This window comes from Devosia sp. ZB163 (assembly GCF_028613635.1).
GTDB lineage: Bacteria > Pseudomonadota > Alphaproteobacteria > Rhizobiales > Devosiaceae > Devosia_A.
Genome location: NZ_JAQRMY010000001.1, coordinates 679,144 through 701,831, shown reverse-complemented (window position 1 = coordinate 701,831; position 22,688 = coordinate 679,144). Strand labels below are relative to the sequence as shown.

Annotated in this window: 28 protein-coding genes and 1 tRNA gene; 20 read left to right on the top strand and 9 right to left on the bottom strand. The window is 65.8% G+C overall.

What is annotated here, in order from left to right; all coding sequences use genetic code 11:
* The first annotated feature begins 60 nt into the window (after nucleotides 1–60).
* A complete protein-coding gene (locus tag PRN20_RS03580; protein WP_273955682.1) occupies nucleotides 61–1,221 on the top strand; it encodes a GGDEF domain-containing protein in 1,161 nt (386 codons plus the stop codon).
* Nucleotides 1,222–1,224: 3 nt separating this feature from the next.
* Here PRN20_RS03580 and PRN20_RS03575 read toward each other — a convergent pair whose 3' ends face one another.
* Entirely contained in the window at nucleotides 1,225–2,394 is a 1,170-nt protein-coding gene (locus PRN20_RS03575) for a THUMP domain-containing class I SAM-dependent RNA methyltransferase (protein WP_273955681.1), read from the bottom strand.
* A 147-nt stretch (nucleotides 2,395–2,541) separates the two neighbouring features.
* Between PRN20_RS03575 and cpaB the strand changes: the two genes are divergently transcribed.
* The 3 genes from cpaB (at nucleotide 2,542) to PRN20_RS03560 (ending at nucleotide 5,445) form a co-directional block, all read left to right on the top strand.
* Entirely contained in the window at nucleotides 2,542–3,699 is a 1,158-nt protein-coding gene (gene cpaB / locus PRN20_RS03570; RefSeq protein ID WP_273955680.1) for a Flp pilus assembly protein CpaB, read from the top strand.
* 133 nt (nucleotides 3,700–3,832) lie between these two features.
* A complete protein-coding gene (locus tag PRN20_RS03565) occupies nucleotides 3,833–5,182 on the top strand; it encodes a type II and III secretion system protein family protein (protein WP_273955679.1) in 1,350 nt (449 codons plus the stop codon).
* The gene (locus tag PRN20_RS03560) at nucleotides 5,182–5,445 is read left to right on the top strand and encodes a hypothetical protein (protein WP_273955678.1); all 264 of its coding nucleotides are present in this window, start codon (nucleotides 5,182–5,184) and stop codon (nucleotides 5,443–5,445) included. The genes PRN20_RS03565 and PRN20_RS03560 overlap by 1 nt, the downstream gene beginning before the upstream one ends.
* Before the next feature lie 54 nt (nucleotides 5,446–5,499).
* Here PRN20_RS03560 and PRN20_RS03555 read toward each other — a convergent pair whose 3' ends face one another.
* Nucleotides 5,500–6,027 carry a tetratricopeptide repeat protein gene (locus PRN20_RS03555; RefSeq protein WP_273955676.1) on the bottom strand — a complete coding sequence of 176 codons (528 nt, stop codon included), beginning with the start codon at nucleotides 6,025–6,027 and terminating at the stop codon, nucleotides 5,500–5,502.
* 185 nt (nucleotides 6,028–6,212) lie between these two features.
* Here PRN20_RS03555 and PRN20_RS03550 point away from each other — a divergent pair, with 185 nt between their 5' ends.
* Nucleotides 6,213–6,683: a Crp/Fnr family transcriptional regulator gene (locus PRN20_RS03550; RefSeq protein WP_273955675.1), complete on the top strand. Its 471-nt coding sequence runs from the start codon at nucleotides 6,213–6,215 to the stop codon at nucleotides 6,681–6,683.
* Nucleotides 6,684–6,691: 8 nt separating this feature from the next.
* Here PRN20_RS03550 and PRN20_RS03545 read toward each other — a convergent pair whose 3' ends face one another.
* Nucleotides 6,692–7,990: a PQQ-dependent sugar dehydrogenase gene (locus tag PRN20_RS03545; protein WP_273955674.1), complete on the bottom strand. Its 1,299-nt coding sequence runs from the start codon at nucleotides 7,988–7,990 to the stop codon at nucleotides 6,692–6,694.
* Between the two features lie 102 nt (nucleotides 7,991–8,092).
* Nucleotides 8,093–8,965 (bottom strand): NAD-dependent epimerase/dehydratase family protein, encoded by an 873-nt coding sequence (locus PRN20_RS03540; protein WP_273955673.1) that lies wholly within the window; start codon nucleotides 8,963–8,965, stop codon nucleotides 8,093–8,095.
* Between the two features lie 90 nt (nucleotides 8,966–9,055).
* Between PRN20_RS03540 and gnd the strand changes: the two genes are divergently transcribed.
* Nucleotides 9,056–10,117 (top strand): phosphogluconate dehydrogenase (NAD(+)-dependent, decarboxylating), encoded by a 1,062-nt coding sequence (gene gnd / locus PRN20_RS03535; protein WP_273955672.1) that lies wholly within the window; start codon nucleotides 9,056–9,058, stop codon nucleotides 10,115–10,117.
* A gap of 23 nt (nucleotides 10,118–10,140) precedes the next feature.
* Here the strand turns inward: gnd and PRN20_RS03530 are convergent, their stop codons facing one another.
* Nucleotides 10,141–11,136, bottom strand: coding sequence for a DUF1624 domain-containing protein (locus tag PRN20_RS03530; protein WP_273955671.1), 996 nt, complete (start codon nucleotides 11,134–11,136; stop codon nucleotides 10,141–10,143).
* Nucleotides 11,137–11,357: 221 nt separating this feature from the next.
* Between PRN20_RS03530 and PRN20_RS03525 the strand changes: the two genes are divergently transcribed.
* The 7 genes from PRN20_RS03525 to PRN20_RS03495 all read left to right on the top strand — a co-directional run bounded on the left by PRN20_RS03525 (nucleotide 11,358) and on the right by PRN20_RS03495 (nucleotide 15,637).
* The gene (locus PRN20_RS03525) at nucleotides 11,358–11,789 is read left to right on the top strand and encodes a Crp/Fnr family transcriptional regulator (RefSeq protein WP_273955670.1); all 432 of its coding nucleotides are present in this window, start codon (nucleotides 11,358–11,360) and stop codon (nucleotides 11,787–11,789) included.
* Nucleotides 11,786–12,097 (top strand): SelT/SelW/SelH family protein, encoded by a 312-nt coding sequence (locus tag PRN20_RS03520; RefSeq protein ID WP_273955669.1) that lies wholly within the window; start codon nucleotides 11,786–11,788, stop codon nucleotides 12,095–12,097. The genes PRN20_RS03525 and PRN20_RS03520 overlap by 4 nt, the downstream gene beginning before the upstream one ends.
* A 136-nt stretch (nucleotides 12,098–12,233) precedes the next feature.
* Nucleotides 12,234–13,025 carry a substrate-binding periplasmic protein gene (locus PRN20_RS03515; RefSeq protein WP_443112540.1) on the top strand — a complete coding sequence of 264 codons (792 nt, stop codon included), beginning with the start codon at nucleotides 12,234–12,236 and terminating at the stop codon, nucleotides 13,023–13,025.
* Between the two features lie 46 nt (nucleotides 13,026–13,071).
* Entirely contained in the window at nucleotides 13,072–13,887 is an 816-nt protein-coding gene (locus tag PRN20_RS03510) for an amino acid ABC transporter permease (protein ID WP_273955667.1), read from the top strand.
* Nucleotides 13,888–13,953: 66 nt separating this feature from the next.
* Nucleotides 13,954–14,526, top strand: coding sequence for a CreA family protein (locus tag PRN20_RS03505; RefSeq protein ID WP_273955666.1), 573 nt, complete (start codon nucleotides 13,954–13,956; stop codon nucleotides 14,524–14,526).
* A 102-nt stretch (nucleotides 14,527–14,628) separates the two neighbouring features.
* The gene (locus PRN20_RS03500; RefSeq protein WP_273955665.1) at nucleotides 14,629–14,817 is read left to right on the top strand and encodes a hypothetical protein; all 189 of its coding nucleotides are present in this window, start codon (nucleotides 14,629–14,631) and stop codon (nucleotides 14,815–14,817) included.
* Nucleotides 14,818–15,001: 184 nt separating this feature from the next.
* Entirely contained in the window at nucleotides 15,002–15,637 is a 636-nt protein-coding gene (locus PRN20_RS03495) for a peroxiredoxin (protein WP_273955664.1), read from the top strand.
* A gap of 63 nt (nucleotides 15,638–15,700) precedes the next feature.
* On the opposite strand, the gene PRN20_RS03490 is transcribed toward PRN20_RS03495, so the two are convergent.
* From PRN20_RS03490 to PRN20_RS03480, 3 genes are all read right to left on the bottom strand, one after another.
* Nucleotides 15,701–15,967: a hypothetical protein gene (locus PRN20_RS03490; protein WP_273955663.1), complete on the bottom strand. Its 267-nt coding sequence runs from the start codon at nucleotides 15,965–15,967 to the stop codon at nucleotides 15,701–15,703.
* A gap of 175 nt (nucleotides 15,968–16,142) precedes the next feature.
* Complete coding sequence (locus tag PRN20_RS03485; RefSeq protein ID WP_273955662.1) at nucleotides 16,143–16,373, bottom strand: MmcQ/YjbR family DNA-binding protein; 231 nt, start codon at nucleotides 16,371–16,373, stop codon at nucleotides 16,143–16,145.
* A 3-nt stretch (nucleotides 16,374–16,376) separates the two neighbouring features.
* A complete protein-coding gene (locus tag PRN20_RS03480) occupies nucleotides 16,377–16,700 on the bottom strand; it encodes a hypothetical protein (protein WP_273955661.1) in 324 nt (107 codons plus the stop codon).
* Nucleotides 16,701–16,898: 198 nt separating this feature from the next.
* Here PRN20_RS03480 and PRN20_RS03475 point away from each other — a divergent pair.
* The 5 genes from PRN20_RS03475 (at nucleotide 16,899) to PRN20_RS03460 (ending at nucleotide 18,684) form a co-directional block, all read left to right on the top strand.
* A tRNA-Ser gene (locus tag PRN20_RS03475) sits at nucleotides 16,899–16,988 on the top strand.
* A gap of 103 nt (nucleotides 16,989–17,091) precedes the next feature.
* Complete coding sequence (locus PRN20_RS22835) at nucleotides 17,092–17,322, top strand: DUF6538 domain-containing protein (protein ID WP_443112539.1); 231 nt, start codon at nucleotides 17,092–17,094, stop codon at nucleotides 17,320–17,322.
* The gene (locus PRN20_RS03470) at nucleotides 17,226–17,603 is read left to right on the top strand and encodes a hypothetical protein (protein ID WP_273955660.1); all 378 of its coding nucleotides are present in this window, start codon (nucleotides 17,226–17,228) and stop codon (nucleotides 17,601–17,603) included. Before PRN20_RS22835 ends, PRN20_RS03470 begins: the two co-directional genes overlap by 97 nt.
* A gap of 221 nt (nucleotides 17,604–17,824) precedes the next feature.
* Nucleotides 17,825–18,448: a hypothetical protein gene (locus PRN20_RS03465; RefSeq protein WP_273955659.1), complete on the top strand. Its 624-nt coding sequence runs from the start codon at nucleotides 17,825–17,827 to the stop codon at nucleotides 18,446–18,448.
* Entirely contained in the window at nucleotides 18,445–18,684 is a 240-nt protein-coding gene (locus PRN20_RS03460; protein WP_273955658.1) for a hypothetical protein, read from the top strand. The genes PRN20_RS03465 and PRN20_RS03460 overlap by 4 nt, the downstream gene beginning before the upstream one ends.
* A 445-nt stretch (nucleotides 18,685–19,129) precedes the next feature.
* On the opposite strand, the gene PRN20_RS03455 is transcribed toward PRN20_RS03460, so the two are convergent.
* Nucleotides 19,130–20,044 (bottom strand): LysR family transcriptional regulator, encoded by a 915-nt coding sequence (locus PRN20_RS03455; protein WP_273955657.1) that lies wholly within the window; start codon nucleotides 20,042–20,044, stop codon nucleotides 19,130–19,132.
* A gap of 104 nt (nucleotides 20,045–20,148) precedes the next feature.
* On the opposite strand from PRN20_RS03455, the gene PRN20_RS03450 reads away from it, so the two are divergent.
* Together PRN20_RS03450 and PRN20_RS03445 are read left to right on the top strand one after the other, a co-directional pair.
* Nucleotides 20,149–21,675, top strand: coding sequence for a sugar ABC transporter ATP-binding protein (locus PRN20_RS03450; protein WP_273955656.1), 1,527 nt, complete (start codon nucleotides 20,149–20,151; stop codon nucleotides 21,673–21,675).
* Nucleotides 21,672–22,688: an ABC transporter permease gene (locus PRN20_RS03445; RefSeq protein WP_273955654.1), complete on the top strand. Its 1,017-nt coding sequence runs from the start codon at nucleotides 21,672–21,674 to the stop codon at nucleotides 22,686–22,688. Before PRN20_RS03450 ends, PRN20_RS03445 begins: the two co-directional genes overlap by 4 nt.

The window sequence follows — 22,688 nt, the reverse complement described above, 5'->3', positions numbered from 1 at the left end:
TTAACCGCCGTCGCCTAAGACTGGTGCGATAGACAGCGGCGTTTGCGGGGGCCGTTCCGGATGATCATGGTCAGCCTCACCCTTGTCCATGTGGTGATGTTCGCGTTCCTGTCGGTATTGTGCGGAGCCGTATTCGTCGGCCTCCGGCGCCAGTCCTCGCTCGCCTGGCTGGCCCTCGCGATGCTGCTGGGCAGCATCGAGATGATCATCATCAGCGCCTCGGACGGCACGGCGTTCGAGCTCGCCGCAGCTGCCCTGCTGGTACCGGCGGCCTATCTGAGCATTGCGCAGGCGGTCCGTGTCCTGCTTGGCCAGACCGCGCAGCATCGGGTGCTGATCGGGGCCGTCGCGAGCCTGTCGGCACTGTCGCTCGCCCTGCTCGCGCTCGGCGTGCCCTTCCCCATCCAGACCGTGCCGTTCCAGCTCGCCTGTGCACTGGCGCTGGCCGAGAGCATCTACCGGCTGTCGCGATCGGACCGTGGCCTGTGGGACATGCTGCTCATGGCGGTGCTCGGCGGCATCGCGACAGTGTTCCTCATCCGCATCCCGCTCTATCCGGTGATCTTCGGGTTCGACGCGAGCTTCGTCACCATCCGCGAGAGCGGCTTCGAGAAGACCCTGCTCACCACCTCCGGGCTGCTCACCCCGCCGGCGGTGTTCCTGCTGCTCGGTCGCATCATCGGCAGCGTCATCTCCACCTATCGCAGCCGGGCCGAGCGCGACGGGCTCACCGGGCTCTACAATCGCCGCGCGCTCGACGAAATGGCCGGTGTCCCCGACCTGGCGGGCGGCGCCGTGATATTCTGCGATATCGACCACTTCAAGCGGGTCAACGACCGCTTCGGCCACCAGGTCGGCGACCAGGTGATCCGCGCGTTCGCGACGCTCATCGAGCATACGGGCTACCGCGCGGCCCGCATCGGCGGCGAGGAATTCGTGCTGCTGCTCTCGGGCAAGTCAGCGGTTGAAGCGGCCGAGGTTGCGGAGATGATCCGCCAGCGCTTCCAACTCATCGCCCACCCCGGGATCGCGCCGGAGGATCGCCCCACTGCCAGTTTCGGCGTTGCCACCTATCCTGCCGGCGCACCGCCGGTCAGCGCCTTCGTCATGGCCGACGGCGCGCTTTACGGCGCCAAGGAAGCCGGCCGCAACCGCGTCGTGGCGCTCGGGACACTGGCCCAGCCGGACGAGGTCGAGGATCAGCCGCTCGCCGCGGCCTGAGGCCTATTTCAGCGGCTCGGTAACAAAGAGGTTCACCCGGATGCCGCCATGCGACACGGGCGGGAACGGCGTCGAGAACGGCAGGCCGGTGGCGTTGGCCAGCGCCTTGTCGGTGGTGATGAGCGCGACGCGCCAGCCGCTGAAGCGGCGCAGCGTCTGTCCCAGCGTGCGATAGAGCGGCGTCACCCCACCGCGCTCGCCGATGCGGGCGCCATAGGGCGGATTGACGATGACGAGCCCGGGCGGCCCTTCCGGCACCGCCACCTCCTCGACCGGCAGTTGCTGGAAGCGGGTCAGGCCCGCGACCCCGGCACGTTCGGCGTTGGCGCGGCTCATCTCGATGGCACCGGCATCGCGGTCGCTGCCGAAGAAGGTGAGCGAAGGAGCCGCAGCGGGCACATGTTCGCGCAGCGCGCGCCAGGCCTCGGCGTCGAAGCTCCTGAGCGTCTCGAAGGCAAAGCTCCGGGTCCGGCCCGGTTTCAGCCCGGCCGCGATCTCGGCGGCCTCGATGACGAAGGTGCCCGAGCCGCACATGGGATCGAGCACCGGCTCGCCGCCGCGATAGCCGGCCTGGCGGAGAAACAGCGACGCCAGCGTCTCGCGCATCGGGGCCTTGTTCACGGCCTCCTTATGGCCGCGCCGGTGCAGCATCTCCCCGGAGGTATCGATGCTGATCGTCACGAGATCGTCCTCGATGCGGGCCTTGATCGCGAGTTCGGCTCCGTCCGAGATCGGCGCGCCCAGTTCCTCGCTGATGGCCTTGGCGATGCGTTGCGCCGCTGCACCCGAGTGGTAGATGCGCGAGCGCCGACACACCGCCTCCACCGAAACCGGCACGTCCGGCTTGAGATAGTCGCCCCACGCCACGCGACGCGCCCGCTTGTCGAGCTGGGCGAGGTGCATGGCGCGGAAGCTGGCGATGCGCGCCAGCACCCGGCTGGCGCCGCGCAGCTCGAGGTTCGCGCGCCAGACATCGTGCCAGTCGCCGACAATGGTGACGCCACCCTCGACCAGTCTGGGCTCGGGAAATCCCCGTTCCACGACCTCGGCATACAATGGCGCCTCGAGTCCCGGGGTGGCGACGAGGAAGATTTCGAATGGCGAGGTTTTGTCCATGGCGGCTCCATAGCCGGAAAACATGGCGTTCAGCGAGCCCTTCGTTGCCGTGCTCATCCTTAATGACTGCTTGCGACGATCGCTAAACTCGCATGTGCGGTATGGGACGAAGCAGTGAAGCTTTTCCCCTTAGATGGATAAGGGGGTTCACTGAGGTCCGTGGCCGATGGCGCCCCCGGTTTCGACGGCTCCCAGGAGGGACACTTGCTTCGGCGCTCAGAATCCATCGTCCTCAAGGAAGACAGCGACAGCACGCTTCAGGACGCTGCACGATCCGTCGCGCAGCGTCGCGGCCTTGGCGCGTTGCGGCCCGAGAGTGCTGCTGCGGAACCCCAGCCGGAGCCCGTCGTCGAAGAAGTGAACACCGAGCGGTGGCGCAGCCAGGCCGAGCAGGAGCCACCCCCCATGTCGCCGGAGCATCGACGCAATATCGAGCGCTGGCGAGCCGAAGTTCTGCAGTCGGTTGCGGCGGCCGAGGATGAGGGCGCGGTCAGGGGCCGCTGGGCTCAACTGCTGAAGCCCGCCAATATCGCGTTGCTCGCCGTTGCGCTGGTCGCCGGCGGCACCGCCGCGTTCCTCTCCCTCAACCAGGCGCCTTCAACGCCGGGCCCTGCGACGGTCGTCGCCGCCGCTCCGGAAGTCGTGACGCAGGTCATCGAGGAGCCGACGGTCCAGGTGCTCGTCGCCAAGACTGCGCTCACCGTCGGCCAGCGCCTGACGCCGGGTGTGCTCGAATGGAGCGAGTGGCCCGAGGACGCGGCGCGCGCCGAGTTCTTCACCCAGCCCGCGATGCCCGAGGCTGTCACCGAAATGAGTGGCGCCGTGGCGCGCTATGAATTCTTCCCCGGGGAGCCAATCCGCGAGGCGAAGCTCGCCCGCGCCGACCACGGGTTCCTCTCCGCCGTGCTCGATCCGGGGACCCGCGCCGTCGCCGTGCAGGTGGGCGCGGAATCGGCATCGGGCGGCTTCATCCTGCCCAACGACCGCGTGGATGTCGTGCTGACAACCACAGTGGCCAACCGGCAGGTGTCGGACACCATCCTGAAGAACGTCCGCGTCCTCGCCATCAACAGCCGCATGGGCGAGACCGCTGGCACGCGCGAGCCCGCCAAGGACAGCGGCAAGAGCGACAGGCCCGACGAGGAGGCCGAAGAGGCCGCAGCGCCGACGACCTTCGCGACCGCGCTGGCGACGCTGGCACTCGATCCGCGCGAGGCCGAAGTGGTGATCGCCGCAACCCTCACCGGCCGGCTGACGCTGGTGCTGCGCCCCACTGCCGATGTCGCCGCGGCGGACACGGAGAACCGGCAGGCCGCAACCAACGAGGCCATTCGTATCTCGAGCCCGTTCTGGGCGAACTGAACGGCGGCGCCATTAAGCGCGCGTTGACCGAAGGGCGGTACCATTTGGAACAGGGCTTGGTTTCTCGGGCGGGCAATCGGAAGTGACGTCGGTAGTTTGGGGGCCCATGGCCCGAGCGATGTTGTGTGCGGCAATGGCCGCCATGCTGATGGGACTGACGGCGCTGGCCGCCACTCCCGCCACGGCACAGACTGTCAACTACGACCTCAAGACCACCTCGGTCATGCGTATCAACCTGCCGGTGTCGCAAGCGGTGACGGTCGTCGTCTCCGACGCCGTCGGCAAGGTCGTTTCGGCGGACACGGCGATCGCCGATGCCCAGCCGATCACGGATCGCTCGATCTATCTCGTCGGCAAGTCGTTTGGCACGACCACGGTCAACCTGTTCTCCGAGACGGGCGCCCCGGTCGGCCTTCTGGCGGTCGAGGTCGGCGCTGACGTCGCCGACATGAACCGCTCGGTCCGCGCCGCGGTGCCCAATGCCGACGTCAAGGTCTCAACCGTCAACGGCCGGGTCCGTATCGGCGGAACGGTGCCCGATGAAGTGGCCATGGCAAAGGTGCTCAGCATCGTCGAGCAATATGGCAGCCCGGCCGTGATCAACACCATGACCATCACCGGCGGACGCCAGGTCAACCTCGAGGTGCGCATTCTCGAGGCGCAACGCGATGCCGGCCGGCAGCTCGGCATCCAGTGGGGTGGCAGCATCGGCGGCGTCCAGGCCAGGGTGAACGGCGGTCCGTCCAACCCGGCGGGCGAAGCGGCTTCCTTCTCCAGTTTCATCACCCAGGTGATCTCGGGTTCGGGGATCAACCTGTCGGCGACCATCAACGCGCTCGAGGGCAAGGCGCTGGTGCGCACGCTCGCCGAGCCCAACCTGACGACGCTGTCGGGCGTCAACGCCAGCTTCCTCGCCGGCGGCCAGGTGCCGATCCGCGTCGTCGACAACGAGGGCAACTCGGCCCTGACCTACCGTGATTTCGGCGTGCGACTGGTGTTCACCCCGGTCGTCCTCGATGGCGACCGCATCCAGATCCATCTCACCCCCGAGGTGAGCGGCATCAACGGCTTCACCGCCGCGGGCGACCCGATCTTCAATGCCCGCAACCTCGATGCCACGGTGGAGCTGCGTGATGGGCAGAGCTTCGCCGTCGCTGGCCTGCTGCAGAACGACACCCAGCTCAGCCAGAACCAGCTGCCGTGGCTGGGCGACGTGCCGGTGCTCGGCTCGCTGTTCAAGTCGTCGAGCTACCAGAAGCATGACACCGAGCTCGTCGTCATCGTCACGCCGCGACTGGTCCAGCCGCTGACCCCGGGCCAGGTGGCCTCGACACCCATGGACCAGACCGTGCCGGCCAACGACCTCGAGTTCTTCGCGCTCGGCCAGATGGAAGTGACGCCCAAGATGATCAAGAGCTTCCAGAACGGCGCCGGCATCGTCGGACCCTATGGCTACATCATCGATCTGGGGAGCGGCAGCTGATGGCGAGCCCGATCAGAGCGGCTGCGGCGATCGCGGCCCTTGGCGCCCTCACCCTCGTGGGCGGCTGCGCCTACGACTACCTGCAGCGCACCGACCGCGTCGGATACAGCGCCGGCGATGCCGTCAAGGCGAACATGGCCAAGCAGACCGTCGATCCGTCCAAGAAGACGATGTACTCGACCACTGGCCTGGGAAAGAACGGCGTCATTGCCAGCGAGTCCGACGTGGTGATCGGCGGAGCCGCGGCGACGCCCGCGAACTGACGCCTCGGCCGGCGCAGTCAGCGCCCGGCCCGGAGCGACTAGCTACTCGGCTGGTCAGGCCCGCGACGAGGCCGCCGCGTCCTTCAGGATCTGGATATTGTTGGCGACCACCAGGTTGTCGGGGTCGAGCGCCTGGGCCTTCTGGAAATTCGTCAGGGCCTGGCTGAGGTTGCCGCGCAGCATCTGCGAGTAGCCCACGTTGTTGTAGTACTGCGTGGTGCCGCCGGTCATCTTGTAGAGCGAGGCATAGACGCGGTCGGCGAGCTCGAAGCGGCCGATCCGGTCGTAGGATGCACCGAGCCCTACATAGGCCTGGGCATCGTTGGGCGACAGCTCCACGGCGCGCTTATAGAGCGCTGCCGAGTGCCCGTAATTGCCATTGCGGAAATGGGCCTTGGCCTCGCCCAGCGCCCGATCTGCGGTGTAATCGCCGATGTTGGAGAGCTCGGCGACCTCGAGCTTGTTCTGGCCGAAGGCGCCGATGCCGGCCGTGCTGCAGGCCGAAAGCACCGATACTCCGGCGACAAGCGTCACCGCCACGAGCCCAACCCGCACCGACCTGCCAAAGCGGCCCAGAACCATCTATGCCCCCATTCGTTGCCTGCGGTATTCTCCGCCGACATGCCGTAACGCTACGCAGTGGGATGGTTACTTTTGGTGAACGTGAAGCGGTCGCATGGTGGTAGGCTTAACGGTGCGTTAGCGGACACTTCCGTTGCCTGCCCGCCCCGTGCAAACTCGGGCGGCATTGCCATGGAGCCCCTGCCATGACCGGGATCGCCGCGCTCACCGTTTCGCTGCCGCTCGAGAGCATCGCGCCAGGTACGCACCTGACCACGGAGGGCACCCGGATCGGGCACCTCTACATTCTCGAGAGTGGCCGGCTCATCGTGACGCGGGGCGGAGTGACGCTGGCGACGATCGACCAGCCGGGCGCGATCATCGGGGAAATGGCGGTCCTGCTCGGCAAGCCGCACAGCGCAACCGTCGAGGCCGAGAGCGAATGCCAGGTGCGAGTCCTCGCCGATGCCGTCGACGCGCTGACCCAGTATCCGGAACTGCTGCTGCACATCGCGACGATTGCCTGTGCCCGTCTCGACACCACCTCGGCTCTTCTGGTCGAGCTGCAGCATCAGGCGACGGACCAGCCGCGCGAGCAGGCACTGGTGCGCCGTATCCTCGGGGCGCTGACGGCGTTGCCGCGGGGATCCCGCGGCAACTGGGTCGATCACGAGTAGCGGACGCCTCAGGCGCCCGTGACGCGCCAGATCACATCGCCCACGTCGTCGGCGAGCAGCACCGAGCCATCCGGCCCGATCACCACGCCGACGGGGCGGCCGTAGGAGTCCTTCTCGTCGGGCGACAGGAACCCGGTGAGGATTTCGCGCGGCGTCCCCGTCGGCTTGCCGCCCGAGAAGGGCACGAAGGCCAGCTTGTAGCCGGAGAGCGTCGAGCGGTTCCACGAGCCGTGCTGGCCGATGGCCATGCCGTCGGGGAAGCCGGGCAGCGTGCCTTCGGGCAGCCAGCAGAGGCCGAGCGAGGCGGTGTGGCCGCCCAACGCGAAGTCCGGCGCGGTCGCCGAGGCAACCTTGGCCGGGTCCTGCGGCACGCGATCGTCGACGATCTTGCCCCAGTAGGAATAGGGCCAGCCGTAGAAACCGCCGTCCTTGACCGAGGTCAGGTAGTCGGGCGGGGTCTCGTCGCCGATCCCGTCGCGTTCGTTGACCACGGTGTAGAGCACGTTCGTCGTGGGCTCGAAGGCGAGGCCGACGGGGTTGCGCAGGCCGCCGGCGAAGATGCGGTGTTTGCCCGTCGTCAGGTCGAGCTCGTAAATGCAGGCGCGGCCCTCCTCGGCCTCGAAGCCATGCTCGGCGATGTTGGAGAGCGAGCCGACACCGACATAGAGCTTGGTCTTGTCGGCGCTGGCGAGGAGGCTGCGCGTCCAGTGGCCGCCCGGCTTGGTGTCCATCAGCTTCTTGCCCGGCGCGGTGATCCGCGTCTCGCCCGGCTTGAACGGATAGGCGTAGACGCCGTCGGTATTGCCGACATAGAGCGTCTCGCCGATCAGCTGCATGCCGAAGGGCTGGTTCAGCCCTTCGAGCAGGATGTGCCGGGTTTCGGCGACGCCGTCACCATCGGCGTCGCGCAGAAGGATGATGCGGTTGGGGCTCTCGCCCACCGCCGCAGCGCGCCGCATGGTGGTGTACATGGCATAGTCGAAGGCGTTCTTGATGCCGCCCGGCACGCTCAGCGCCTCGGCGACGAGCACGTCGCCATTGGGCAGCACATGCATCCAGCGCGGGTGGTTGAGGCCCTTGGCGAAAGCGTTGACCTTGAGGCCCGCTGCGGCCACCGGCGTGTTGTCGCCGGACCAGCCGCGTGCCGTCGGCATCTTCAGGGTCGGGATGGACTGAGGGCGCGCCTCGGGAATGTCCGGGGTCCCGCCATAGATCGGCGAACGCTTGGGCTCGTTGAACTGGCGGGCCAGGATGGCGCCCGCTCCGATCCAGGCCACCAGGCGCGCGTAGAGGTCGGCAAAGGTCATGATCAGTCTCCCCCAAGAATGTCGCCGGCGCACCCGTTGGCGCGCCGGTCCAAGTCTATGCGCAATACTGGTCGGGGTTGCCGAAGGCAACACCTACAACGATCAGGCGAGGCCGGCCTTCTTGAGATCCGCCCAGATATCGTCCTTGGGCTCGTAGCCGATCCAGGCCTTGGCCTCGCTGAGGTCCCAGGCCATGCCGGTATTGTTCGACATGCCGGAGACGACGATGGCCGGCGCCGGCCACTTGCTGGCGTCGGCGCGGAGCGCCGCTTCCATCAGCCGGTTGTGGTCGCCGTTGGAGAGCCACATGTTGCGGTACCACAGCGCGTTGCGCTCGATCACGGCCGGGTCGGTCTCGCCGCGATCGCCGCCACCGCTGCCGGCGATGGTGTGGGCGAGGTTCTCGCCGCGCTGGCACCAGCCGATGCGGGTGGAGACGGCAGTAATGCGGCCGTTGGTGGCCGCCGCGCGAGCGGCGCATACACGCTCGCCGAGTGCCTTGGTGGCGCCGTAGGCCGCGCCCCACTTGTAGCCATCGACGTCGTAGTAGCGGGTGCCGCTGATGTGCGGGGTCGACATGCGCAGCCTGCCGTCGGCCGGCAGCGGCGCATCCTTGTAGCCGCCCATGGCGTGGTTGGACGAGGCGAAGATGAAGCGGCAGGGCTTCGTGCCGCCGCCGGCCTGCTCGAGCAGGTTGGCGGTCATGTCGAACGAAGCGGCCGACTCGGCCCAGCTCGAGTTCGGCGCAGGATTGGCCGAGGCATAGTGCACGATCCCGTCGGCGGCCTGCGCTTCCTGGCGCCAGCGCTCGTCGTTGGGATCGGCGAGGTCGGCGATCACGACCCTCGACTTCGCACCGACCTCGAACGGCTTCACGTCGATGGCGACGATCGAATCGACCCAGTCGGCGGCTTCGAGGTGCTGCCTCAGCTTGGTGCCCAGATTGCCGGCGCCGCCGGTGATCACAACGCGCATATTTTCTCCTCTAGCGACGGGGGATTACCCCTCCTGGTTGGGTGGCGTATAACACTCTCCGCGGCAGTCGATACAAGTGTGGAGAGCGTAATGCAGATCGGCATTGTCGGGTTAGGCCGCATGGGCGGCAATATCGCCAAACGGCTGATGCAGGCCAAACACGATGTTTTCGTCTACGACATCGACACCAACGTGCGGAACGCCTTGGGCCAGCAGGGCGCCCATCCCGCCGAGACACTCGAATCCCTCGCCGACGCCCTGACCGAACACCCCCGCGCCATCTGGGTGATGCTGCCGGCCGGCAAGATCACCGAGGGCATGCTGGCGCATCTCGCCTCGTGCCTCGCGGCAGGGGACATCCTGATCGACGGCGGCAACTCCTACTACAAGGACGACATCCGCCGCGCCGCAGAGTTCGCCAAGTCCGGCATCCGCTATGTCGATGTCGGCACGTCGGGCGGCGTCTGGGGGCTCGAGCGCGGCTATTGCCTGATGATCGGCGGCGACAAGGATGCGGTCGACCATCTCGACCCGATCTTTGCCGCCCTCGCACCGGGCCGGGGCAACATTCCCGTGACCCCCGGCCGCACAAGCCACGACCGGCGCGTCGAGCAGGGCTACATCCATGCCGGTCCGGCGGGCGCCGGCCATTTCGTCAAGATGATCCACAACGGCATCGAGTACGGCCTGATGCAGGCCTATGCCGAGGGCTTCGATATCCTCGCGAGCAAGAACAGCGACAGCCTGCCCATCGACCAGCGGTTCGACCTCAACATCGCCGACATCGCCGAAGTCTGGCGGCGCGGCTCGGTGGTGACGTCGTGGCTGCTCGACCTCAGCGCGGCGGCCCTCGCCAAGGATCCCGAGCTCGCGCACTTCACCGGCTATGTCGCCGATTCCGGCGAAGGTCGCTGGACGGTCGAAGCCGCAGTCGAGGAAGCCGTGCCGGCCGAAGTGCTGACCGCCGCCCTCTTCACCCGCTTCCGCTCGCGGCAGGATCACAACTTCGCCGAGAAGATGCTCTCGGCGATGCGGCTCGGGTTCGGAGGGCACCGGGAGGCCGAAGCGCCACAGCAACTGGGCGAGATCATCGCGCAGCGGCGGGCCAAGGGACCGACGCTGGTCCGCGATGAAGGCGACAAGACCGCCTAGGTCATCGACCAGGGGGTGCGCCGTCAGGGACCCGGCGGCGTATCCACCATGGCGGTGCAGAGGTTCGCGACCTGGTTCATCCGGGCGAGCTGCTCGGCAGTCGGGTCGGTCGCGATGACGATGTCCCACATGCCGTCCTTCTCGACCTGTTCGATGGCGCACTGGCAGTAGCGCTCGCAGCGGCCCGGCGCCGAGCCGGTCGCCTCGCAGCTCTGGTTGCAGCTCTGCAGGAAGCTCTCCGACACGGAGGCAACCGGCGGGCTTACCACCGCCGGCTGGACCTGGCTCACCCCCCACAGCACGGCAATGATCACCGGCTGATGGACGAGATAGATGAGCAGGCTCCAGCGCCCCGCGAAGGCGAGCCCCCGGGCGAGCGGCTCATTGCTCGAGAACGCCGCCAGTCTCGGCTCCAGCGGCGAGGCGAGGAGCAACCTCATGCCGGCGATGCCGAGCAGCACGACGCCGAACCACGGAAAGATCGGGACCACGTCGCTGGTCGGCGGCGAGCTGGTCCAGAAGCCGATCCAGCCGAGCTCGCGGCTCGAGAAGGCCGGATCGCTCCACAGGAAGTTCGCCGCGATCACCGCCGCGCCGATCGCGGCGACAAGCAGCGGAGGCAGGCGCAGGAAGGCGAGGCCCATCAGCGAGAACAGCGCGATCGCGTGCAGCACGCCGAAGAACACGAAGAAGTCGGGGAACATCCAGTAGGTGCCGGCCGTCACCAGCACGGCACCGGCGACGATCAGGGCGAAGCGGCGCCAGAACTTCCGCCAGCGGATGCCTCGCCCATGGGCGAGGTAGAGCCCCGCCCCCACCAGCAGCAGGAAGCTCGAAAGGATCGACTTCTGGAAGATCACCCAGCCCAGGTCGCTCGTCGGGTCGACCGACGAATAGCCGAAATAGTAGAGGTCCCAGGCCACGTGGAAGACGATCATGGCGAGGATCGCGACCCCGCGCAGGATGTCGAGCAACTGATACCGCGGCCGCTGACCGGCGCCGGCCACATCGATAGTCAAATCATCCCCCCACGCGAGTCGCGAACGACATTAGTGGAACGGCAGGCAGCCTCAAGCGTTCGTGGTGCGTCCCCAGTCGGCGGAAGCGCCCTCGACCGCCGGTCCAGCCGCCCGGACCCTCCCCCGTCCGGGCGGCCCCTTTGCGGCCCCCTTGCGACCCGCTTCGCATCCGCCACATCCTCCGCTACCATCAGCCCCGCAATCGGGGGCGAGGTGTCATCGTGGATCAGGACTGGCTGAGGTTCGACTACTTTCCGGCAGGTGCCGAGCTCATCACGCAGGGCAACCAGGCCAATGGCAGCATCATGGTGCTGAAGGAGGGCGAGGTGGAGGTACTGAGGGACGGCAAGTTCGTCGCCTCGATCAAGCAGTCCGGCGCCATATTCGGCGAGATGAGCGTGCTGCTCGAGCGCGGGCACTCCGCCACGGTTCGTGCCGTCTCGGACGTGCAACTCTACGTCATCGACGATGCACTCAAGGTGCTCGCGGCACATCCGGCCTGGCTGCTGCAGATCGCCCGGCTGCTCGCCCAGCGCGTCAACGCCACCACGGCGCAGCTCGTCGAGCTCAAGCAGCGGGGCTCCGAAGCGGAGGAAGATGTGCTCGTGCTTCCCAGCAACGTCTTTTCTTCCTGGTCCGACCCGCAGATATGACCGACAAGCCCCGTCTCACCATCACCTACTGCACGCAGTGCAACTGGCTCCTCCGTTCGGCGTGGCTGGCCCAGGAAGTGCTCTCGACCTTCAGCCTCGAGATGGGCGAGGTCAGCCTCATTCCGGGCACCGGCGGCATCTTCGAGATCCACCTCGATAGTGCGCTCGTCTGGGAGCGCAGGCGCGATGGCGGCTTCCCCGACGCCAAGCAGATCAAGCAACTGGTGCGCGACCGCATCGATCCGGACCGCGACCTCGGGCACATCGACCATCCGCGCGGACCGGCGGCGCGGCACGGCCATTCCTGACCAGGCCACCGCCGGGCAAGGACGTTTCCAACAATCCGGTTGAGGGCGCGAGAGGTTAGCGGATAAGGTCCCGCCGCGCCGGCAGGGGATTTGGACCGGCGGATGCACTCCGGGAGATTGCCGCCTCATGAAATCCATGCTGACCCTTCTCGCCGCGCCGGTACTGGCGCTCGGCCTTGCACTTCCCGCCCACGCCCAGGCGCTGCCGGACCTCGGCGGCCGCACCATCAGGGCGGTGACGGAGAATGCCTATTATCCGCTCAACTTCGCCGACCCCAAGTCGGGTGAAGGCATCGGGCTCGAGTACGACGTGATCAACGAGGCGGCAAAGCGCCTCAACGCCAAGGTCGAGTGGGGCCTCAGCGCCTGGGACGTGATGATCGAGGCGGTCCGCACCGGCCAGTACGACATCGGCGCCGACGGCATCACCATCAACGAAGAGCGCGAGCAGCAGATCGACTTCACGCAGCCCTTCATCACCGTCGAGCAGTATTTCCTCGTGCGCGCCGACGAAGCCCGCATCACCGGGGTCGAAAGCTTCAAGGACGACACGAGCCTCCTGTTCGGCGCCCAGCCCGGCACCTCGGCCTTCTACACCGCCATCTACGATGTGCTCGACGGCGACGAGGCCAATCCGCGGGTGAAGCTGTTCGACACCTTCGGCGCCTCGGTCGCAGCGCTCAAGTCGGGTGACGTCGATGCCGTGATCGCCGACCAGTCGGCGGCGGCGGGCTATATCGGCGCAGATCCGGGTGCCTTCAAGCAGGTGGGCGAACCGATCAAGTCCGAGCCGCTCGGCTTCATCCTGACGCCTGGTTCCGACCTCGTCGCGCCGTTCAATGCCGCGCTCGACCAGATGCGGACGGACGGGACGCTGGATGCCCTGATCAAGAAGTGGTTCTTCGAGTACGGCCAGCAGAACTCGTAGTCATCTGATCGGGACGCGCGGGCAGCCTGCGCGTCCCCCTAGCCTGATGCCGCCCTCGTCCCGCACCAACGCCTTCGCCCGCTTCCCGTGGTGGCTGCTCGCCATCGCGCTCATCGGCGTGTTCACGCTCTGGGCCATCGTCGCCGACGAGGGCTACAACGAGATCTTCATCACCCTGCAGCGCGGCATCGCGATGACGCTGTGGGTCACCTTCGTCGCCTTCGCGCTTGCCGGGCTCCTCGGCCTCGTCGTCGCCATCGCGAGGACCTCGGGCAATCCCTGGCTCGTCCAGATCGCCACCTTCTATGTCGAGATCATCCGCGGCATCCCGATCCTCGTGGCGCTGTTCTACGTCGCCTTCGTCGGCGCGCCGGCCATGGTCGCGGCGGTCAACTGGCTGCTGACGCCGTTCATCGACGCCGGCTGGCTCGCAGCCGTCACGGTGCGCGATTTCGATTTCACCTGGCGCGCCATCGTCGCGCTCACCGTCTGCTACTCGGCCTTCATCGCCGAGATCTTCCGCGCCGGCATCGAGGCGGTGGATCGCGGCCAGATCGAAGCGGCCCGGGCGCTCGGCCTGTCGCGGTGGCACACCTTCCGTTTCATCGTCGCCCCGCAGGCGCTGCGCACCATCCTGCCGCCGCTCGGCAACGACTTCGTCTCGATGATCAAGGACTCCGCGCTCGTTTCGGCGCTGGGCGTCCAGGACATCACCCAGCTCGGCAAGGTCTACTCGTCGGGAACGTTCAAGTTCTTCGAGACTTACAACGTGGTCGCGTTCCTCTACCTCACCATGACGATCTCGCTGTCCCTGCTGGTGCGCTGGCTTGAACAGCGCCTGAAACAATCCGATCGGCAGTAGTTGCGTGCCGGTCCGGCCGTTCCCACATCAGCGCCAATCGCAACCCGAACCCCAGGTCTGCCCACGATGCTGAAGCGCCTCGCCTATCTCGGCACTGCCCTCGTCCTTACCGGTGTGCTCGCGGCGTGCGGCAACAATAACGGCACCAATGTCGGCAGCGTCGGTGTCGACTGGACCGGCAACGACATCTCGGTCGAGGCGGTCGCCGATCCGCAGGTCAAGGGCGTCATCTGCCACGTCGCCTATTTCAACCGCTCGCTGTTCGACCGGCTGCAACAGGGCAACTGGTTCGAGGACCCGTCCTATTCGGCGGTCGACTGCACCGCGTCGGGGCCGATCACCATCGGCAAGATCAACACCAACCGCGGCGGCGAGGAGATCTTCCAGCAGGCCCGCTCGCTGATCTGGAAGAGCCTGCGCGTCTCGCGCGTCTACGACGCCGAGAACAATGCGCTGGTCTACCTCGCCCATGCGCGCGAACTGCAGCAGGGCTCGGGCAAGATGTCGCTCTCGGTCGTACCGCTCAACGGCGTCGACGTCACCTGGACCAACGGCGCGCCCAAGGGAGTCCAGCAGCCCGTCGCTCCTGCCACTCCCGCTCCGGCCCCCGCCTCAGGGTCGGAAGGCGGCAGCATCTAGTAAAGTTCGCATCAAAGCCGATCGATCGCGACAAGCCCCCGGCAATCGGCGCCCCTCAGGCTTCGGGAGATGCGCCGGCCAAGGCGCCAGGGAGGCCTCGCCATGACCAATGCGTACCAGTTGCTGCAGCATGAGGTGGCCGTGCTGTTCGCCAGCGTCCTGCTGATCGTCGTGGTGTTCCTCATCGCGCGCGTCGCCCGGCTGAGCCAGGGCCTGTCGCTGGCCCTAGCGCTGAGCCCGATAGCCTATGTCGTAGCGCTCGAGCGCGGCCTGCTCATCGGCGCCCTCTAGGCCCCTCGTCCGGGATTTGCCGCCGGCAGCCGTCCCGCGGGAAGCGAATGTTTCGCCTTGACGGCAAAACATAAAAACATTCCACCACTCACCGTCGCAATCGTCGGACGCCCGTCCGATATTCCAGCGCTGGGCGCGGCCTGAACGCGCAAAAGCGGCAACGACCGCAACAAGGAGTTCATCTATGGCAATTCTCATCGGCGATACCGCCCCCGATTTCGAGGCCGAGACCACCGAAGGCCGTATCCGTTTCCACGACCATATCGATGGCAGCTGGGCGGTGCTGTTCTCGCACCCCAAGAACTTCACGCCGGTGTGCACCACCGAGCTCGGCTACACCGCCAAGCTCAAGCCCGAGTTCGACAAGCGCGGCGTCAAGGTGCTCGGCCTCAGCGTCGACAAGCTCGAGAACCATGCCGGCTGGGCCGCGGACATCGCCGAGACGCAGGGCGCGACGCTCAACTTCCCGCTGATCGCCGACACCGATCGCGAAGTCGCGACCAAGTACGACATGATCCACCCGAACGCCAATGACAGCCTCACGGTGCGCTCGCTGTTCGTCATCGGGCCGGACAAGAAGGTGAAGCTCAAGATCGAGTATCCTGCCTCGACCGGCCGCAACTTCGACGAGATCCTGCGCGTCGTCGACAGCCTGCAGCTCACTGCCAAGCACCAGGTCGCCACCCCGGTGAACTGGAAGAGCGGCGAGGACGTGATCATCGTTCCGGCCGTCTCCGACGAGGCGGCGCGCGAGAAGTACCCCGAGGGCTGGAAGACGCTGAAGCCGTACCTGCGCATCGTGCCGCAGCCGCGCGCCTGATCGCCAGCCCGCGGATACCCCTAGAAGAAGCAGCGGGCGGCCCTGGGGCCGCCCGTTGTCGTTTCAGGCGCTGCCGCGCAGGGCGCGATCGATCGAGCCCAGCAGCATCACGATCCGCGCCAGTGCCATCAGCACCAGCCCGCCGACAAAGGGCGCGAGCGCCCAGTTGAGGCTGCGCGCCGTGTCGACGAGGAGGCCGATATAGTCGGGATCAGCCGCGGCAAGGACAGCGCTGACGTTCTGCACGATCGCCGGAGCGCTCGCCCCGACCATGACAATCGTCACCAAAGTCGCAATCAAGCCGACCAGATAAAGCAGCCCGGCAACCATATTCGCCCCCTTCTCGATGGTGATCGAGAGTTAAGGAGCAGTAGCGCCGCAAGTCAACGCTGTCAGAGACCGAGTTCAAACCTGACTTTTCGCGTCAGCTTGCTTGCAATCAGCCGATGCGACTCGCCGATGTAACCTTGCAGCAGGTCGACCGGCAGGGCGCCGGGCTCAACGCTCACCACTGGCGCTTGGCGAAATAGGCGGCCTGGCCGATGCCGTCCATCTCGGTCAGCCCGTCGAAGGCGATCTCGCCGACCTTGAAGACGATGCCGCCGTTCGTATCGCCGAGCAGGCAGAAGACCTTGCCGCCCACCTTGGCGACGAGTGCCTCCCACTGTTCGTGAAGCGTCACGCCGGGCAGGCCGGTGACGAAAGCGCTGAAGCTGTCGCGGTCATGTATGGTCATGGTCTAGATCTGATCGTGACGGACGAAGAGCCGCGTCTTGCGCGACCGCCCCATCCACGCCAGCAGCGCACCCGGCACGGCGAGGACCGCCCAGCCGGGGAAAGCGAGAATCGCTTCCGTCACCGGCTCGAGTACCACCCCGAAGAACCGCGTCGACAGGAACTCGCGCACCACCTCGAGGCTCGCCGGATGCAGCCAGCTCCAGTTCGCCTCGAGCGAAGTGAAGACCAGCCGGTTGGCGCCGAGCGAGCGCGTGCCGTCCATGATCAGCAGGATCAGCGCCACGCCGAGTAGCCAGGTGCCCAGAATCCGCAGAAAGAGCCGCATCCGAAGCCCGCATTCCATCGCTGCGAGTCCCAGGCGCCCGCAGTCTCATTCGCCGCCCGTTGTGCCATGTCCGCGCTGCGCTCGACAAGTCGCCCAGTTCGGCCTTGCGGTCCGGCCTTCGATGAGTATATTGCGCCCGCTCTGGCGGGGTTCCGCCGGACGCGCAGACCTCCGGGCCCAAGCCCGGCCGCTGCTAGCGGAGAGATGGCCGAGTGGTCGAAGGCGCACGCCTGGAAAGTGTGTAGGCGGGGAACCGTCTCAAGGGTTCGAATCCCTTTCTCTCCGCCACCTCTAACTCCTAGATATTGCTAAGGTAGAATCCGAATCTGATGTCGGATTCCGTCACAGCAACAGGAGCGTTTGTGCCTTGCTAGCTTTCACCACACCCTTCGTGACGAGGCGCGGACCGGTCTTCTGGTTCAGGAAGGCGATTCCTTCCGACCTGACCGCCTGCCTTGGATGTTCGGACATCCGTCGTTCGCAGCGTACCGGCGACCGGCGCTGGCAAGGCGAAGGGCGTGGTTGTTGTTTCGCGTGGTCGAGGATGCGTTTGAGGTGCTGCGATGCGCCGGGCTGGGCCCGGACGTCCGGCTCGCCCTCACGCACATCCTTGACACTGTAATCGACGACTTCGATCGGGACGGTCGGCAGGCAGGAAATCGCGCGAAGTATCAGTTTCTGATCGATCGCCTCGTGAAACAGGACACGGTCCTGTCATCAGACAATGCCGCTGGCAGCCTATTGTACGACGAACTCCCGTTACGCGCGCCCTTGGCAGTCCCGGTGACATCTGGTCCGGTAGCACCAGCGGTGCCCGACCTTGCGGAGGTCATTCGCAACGCAATTGAAGTTGGTATCCGTGAGTCGCAAGTCGCCCCCCGGCGCACGCCGAGTGCTCTGTGAGGCCCTTCCGGCGTACCTGACGAAAAAGCACAAGGAACTGAAGGGCAACAAGCACTTCGACGAGATTGTCAGCAAGCTCGAGTCGTTCTTGATCTTCTGCGCGGACAAGCAGGTTTACGAATGCGACGCATCGGTAATCAGGGACTATCGCAACACCCTCGACATGTGCCCTGCAATGCGGTCACCCGGTTCAACACCACGATTTGAGGCTGGCCGCCGAAATGAACAAGAAGCGCAAAGAGCCGTACGAGGTGATCTCAGCGACCACGGTCAATGCAAAGTATCTTTCTGCTGTCAGCGGCTTCTTTGATTACCTCGTGTCGGAGGAGAAGGTTCTCGCCGTGAATCCGGCTGCGGACATCAAGTCGCTCCAGGAGTGGGACGATGGTGACGCTCTGCTGAACAGCGAAAAGCGCATGCCGTTCAAACCGGAACACATCTTGACCCTCAAGGCGATCACGCTGGGCAAGCCGCACGGGTCGATCGACCGCTGGTGGTTTCCGTTAAGGCGCAAGGTGGGTTTGCGGCTCGAGGAGGCAACATCTCTGTCGGTAGCTGACTTCCGAATGCATCATGGCCGCATGTGCATCGATCTGCTGCACCACGACGACGGCGATCCAGACAATGCGGCGCGCCGCAGGCAGCTGGAGATCAAGACCGAGGCCGGGCGCAGGGTGCTTCCACTCCACGGATCCATTCTGGATGAAGGGATCTTGGAGTTGGTCGAGAAACGACGCCGGAGGATGGTCCTCTGGCGCTGCTGTTTCCGGATGAGCAGCCCAACAAGTATGGCAAGCGCCCTGGAGCCGCATCAAAACGCATCAACCGGCAGGTGGATGAGGTGATCGAGGATCCGCACTATGTCGGCTACTCGGCGCGCCACTCGTTCGCCGAGGCATGTGACGCGGTCGTCATGCCCTACGAGATCCGCGACAAGTTCATGGGGCACGAGCCAGACGATGCCACCAAAGGTCGCGACAAGAAGACCGGCTCGCGTGGCCGCCATGTCCGCCACACCTACGGGACGCCCATCCCCAGTGCTGAGCAGATGGCCTGGATCGACAAGCTAATCTTCGACTAGCATTTTGGAGGCTAGCCACAAGACCTCAAGGGTGCTGCCAGCTTCGAGGCGTGTCCGGCAGCAGTGCATTGCGGATCGCGAAAGGAACGGACGAATGGCGGAACGGAGGGACTTTCCGCCAATTACCGTCAAAACCCCCAGTTTCCGGGCCTTTCGGGCCGGCAGGGACGCCAGTTGCGAATCTGCTGGTACTTTGACTGGTACAATGTGGGGCGGGAGATCGGACTGCAGGGCCCGTCTCGCCGCGACCGCAACCTCTTACCTCCAACCGTGGATTGCGGCCGGGACGACAAGCCCGGGGGCACCACCCTCGATCGGCGACATGCGCAAGCTGAAGCCGCGTCGCAGGTAGTCAGCGAGTTGCTTGAAAGGCGAGGCAGAACAAGGCACTCATCCTGAGCGCAGCCCCTCTCATCAGGACGGTTCGCTGGAAGCAGCCGTACGGTCATCCGAGCGTCATCGAAAGACCGGTTGCCACCAGCTTTACCATTTCCGCGCTCGCAGGTGACAGGCGTCGGCCTTTGCGCGCCAGCAACTGCGCCTGGGCCCGACGGAACACCACGTCGTCGATCTCGAGTGCCGCCACGAGGCCAGCCTCGATCTCCCGCCGCATGGTCTCGTGGGAAAGCAGCGTTGCTCCATGGCCGTGGGCCACGAAACCCCTAAGTGCGGCGAGGCCGTTGGTCGTGAACACCGGTTTGAGATGAGCGCGGTGCGTGAACTCGAAAACTTCCACTGCGCGACGTAGACCATAGCCACTCGACACCAACGCCAACGCCAACGGCAGGCTGAGCAGCTCGTCAATCGTCACGGGTCGCCGGAGCTTGGCCAGCGGATGGCCCGCGGGGACAATGAGGTCGATCGGCATCGGTCGGCTTGCGACGACGACCACGCCTTCGTGTGGCGCGGCGTTGTAGGTCACTCCCAGATCGACAGCGCTCTCCGCCACTTGTCGCGAAATCTCATCGACCGACGCGTGCATCAGCTCAATTCGCACCGCCGGGTAGCGCTGGCGGAATTCGTCGAGCGGCCCATCGAAGAGATCCTCAATAAAACCCTCGCTCACTGCCAACCCGATCGAACCCGATCGGATGCCGCGCAGGTCATCGAGCTTGGATTGGAGGTCGGCATGCTGCAGCAGCGTCTCACGGTAGTAGTCGTGCAGCATTCGGGCTGCCTCGGTCGGCTCCATGGAGCGCCCGTGCCGCTGGAACAATGTCATTCCGAGGATTCGCTCGGCTCCGGCGATGGTCCGGCTGACAGCGGAAGGATCTACCCCTAGCTGCTCGGCGGCATCCCGTACGCCATGCCCCGCGACCACGCTATAGACGTATTTCAGCTGTCGTTCGTCAAGTTGCACAGCGGCCTCGATCGTTGACTCTGAGTCAACAACATACGCTTTTGGTTGCCATCGATCAAACAATTCGCATGTGCATACATTGCTTAAATTCGAGCCATGAGACGATGACGGACGGGATGACGACACCGCTGCTGCGGCTGCGCAATATCGGCAAAACCTACGGCTTCACCACCGTCCTGACCGGTATCGATCTCGACCTCGCCGTTGGCGAGACCATCGCGCTGCTTGGCGAAAACGGCGCTGGCAAGTCCACCCTCTCCAAGATCATCACCGGCGTCGTGCAGCCTGATCACGATGGCGAGATGCAAATTGCCGGCGTGGCCGTGGCGTTCCATGCGCCGCGCGACGCGCTGGCCAAGGGCATCGCGCTGATCCCGCAGGAACTGGCCTATGTGCCGGCGATGTCGGTCGCCGACAATATCATGCTCAACCGCTGGCAGAGTACTGCCGGATTCCTTACCGCCGGCCGGGTCAAAGCCGCCGCGCTGGAGGCAGCGCAGAAAGTCGGCATCGATCTGGGCGATCTCTCGCGCCCGATGACGCGGCTGCGACTCGCTGAGCGGCAATTGGTCGAGATCGTCAAGGCGATCACCCGCGATGCCCGGATCATCGTGCTCGACGAGCCCACTGCGGCGCTAAGCCAAGACGAGAGCCGGCGGCTCTTCGCAATCGTCGAGCGACTGAACCGCGATGGCGTGGGCATCATCTATGTCTCGCATCGCATGGACGAGGTCTACGACTTCAGCCATCGCGTGGTAGTACTGCGGAACGGCCGCAAAGTCGCCGATCTCGTTACCCAGGAAACGACCCACGCGCAGCTGATCGTCCACATGCTGGGTCACGATCGCGCGCCTCGCGTCGGCGCCGCGCCCCCAAGCACGGCTGCCGACGCTCCCATTGCCGTTCAAGTCGACAACTGGAACCGCAGCGGCCTGCCCAGCCTCGCCGGGGTCAGCTTCTCGTTGGCACCCGACGAGGTCCTTGGAATTTACGGCCTGCGGGGCTCGGGTGCGGACCTAGTCGCCGAGGGTTTTGGTGGGGTGCGTCCCGACATCAGCGGCGCAATGACGCTGTTCGGCGCACGCACCGATATCCCGCGCAATCCGATCGCCGCCCGTCGGCTCGGCATCGCCCACGTGCCGGCCGAGCGCAAACGCGAGGGCCTCGTCTTGAAGCGCTCGATCCAGGAAAACCTGGTGATGCAGGTGATGAAGTCACTGAGCCGCTTCGGCATCCTCTACTCTCGCCGCGAGCGCAACCTTGCCGCGGACCTGGCGAAACGCTTCGATGTGCGCTTCAGCGCCCTTGACCAAGCGGTCGGGCAACTGTCGGGAGGCAACCAGCAGAAGATTTTGCTTGCCTCCCGCGTCGCCACCAAGCCGCGCTTCCTCGTGCTGCACGAGCCGACGCGTGGCGTCGATGTCGGCGCGCGCGGCCAGATACACACCTTCCTTCGGGGCATCGCCCGCGGCGGCTGTCCGACCCTCGTCGTCACCTCCGACATCGAGGAGGCCGTGGACCTCTGCGATCGGCTGATCGTGGTGCGCGAAGGCCGCATCGTGGGCGAGCTCACCGGCACGGACAAGACCCAGCAATCGGCTGCCACCCTGGCTGCAGGAGACAAGCATTGACTGACACGCCCACCAGCGCGACCGCCCCGGCCGGCAAGCCGGAGATCGACGCCGCGATCCGTCGCCAGCAGCTCACACGCATTCTGCTACAGGTGTTCGGGATCGGCACTTTCTACCTGGTGGTACTGGTCTTTTTCGCTTTCGCGAGCCCGTATTTCTTCACCTACAGCAACGCCACCAACATCCTGACCAACGTGGCGGTGATCGGCATTGTAGCGATGGGCCAGTCTCTTGCCGTGATCTCGGGCGGGTTCGACTTGTCGGTGGCCGGAACGCTGCCGCTCGGCGCCGTGGTCTACGCGGTGCTGATCAACGCCGGTGTGCCTATCCCGGTGGCGATGCTCGTCGTGGTGCTGGCTGGCTCTGCGGTCGGGCTGATCAATGGACTGATCATCACCAAGATCAAGATCAACCCGCTGATCGTGACCCTGGGCACAATGTCAATCGCGGGTGGGGTTGCCTACACCGTGTCGAATGGCGTCACCCTGCCGTTCGCTAACTACGACGCCGGCATCCTCGCCGAGCACTTCATGCCGGGCGTCGCGTGGTACGTGCTGCTTTTCGTAGGCATCGCCATTGCCACCGCAGCATTGCTGCGCTTCTCGATCTTCGGCCGCATGATCTACGCGGTCGGCGGCAATGCCGAGGCGAGTCGCCTCGCCGGCATCCGCGTGGACCTCGTGACCATCGGTGTCTACCTGTTTTGTGGTGCGCTCGCCGCGGTGGCCGGCATCGTCGTCGCGAGCCAGTTGCTGGCCGGTTCGGCCACTGTTGGCTCCGACGCGGCACTCTCCTCGATCGCGGCCGTCGTGCTCGGCGGCGCTTCGCTCTCGGGCGGCGTCGGCGGCATTGCCGGCACGCTGATCGGCGTCCTCATCCTCGGCACCGTCGCCAATGGCATGGCCCTGCTGCAGGTGCCGGCCTTCTACCAGCAGATCGCCACCGGACTCATCCTGCTCATGGGCGTCGGCTTTGCCCGGCTGCGGGAAGTACTGGGCCGCGAGACTACCTGA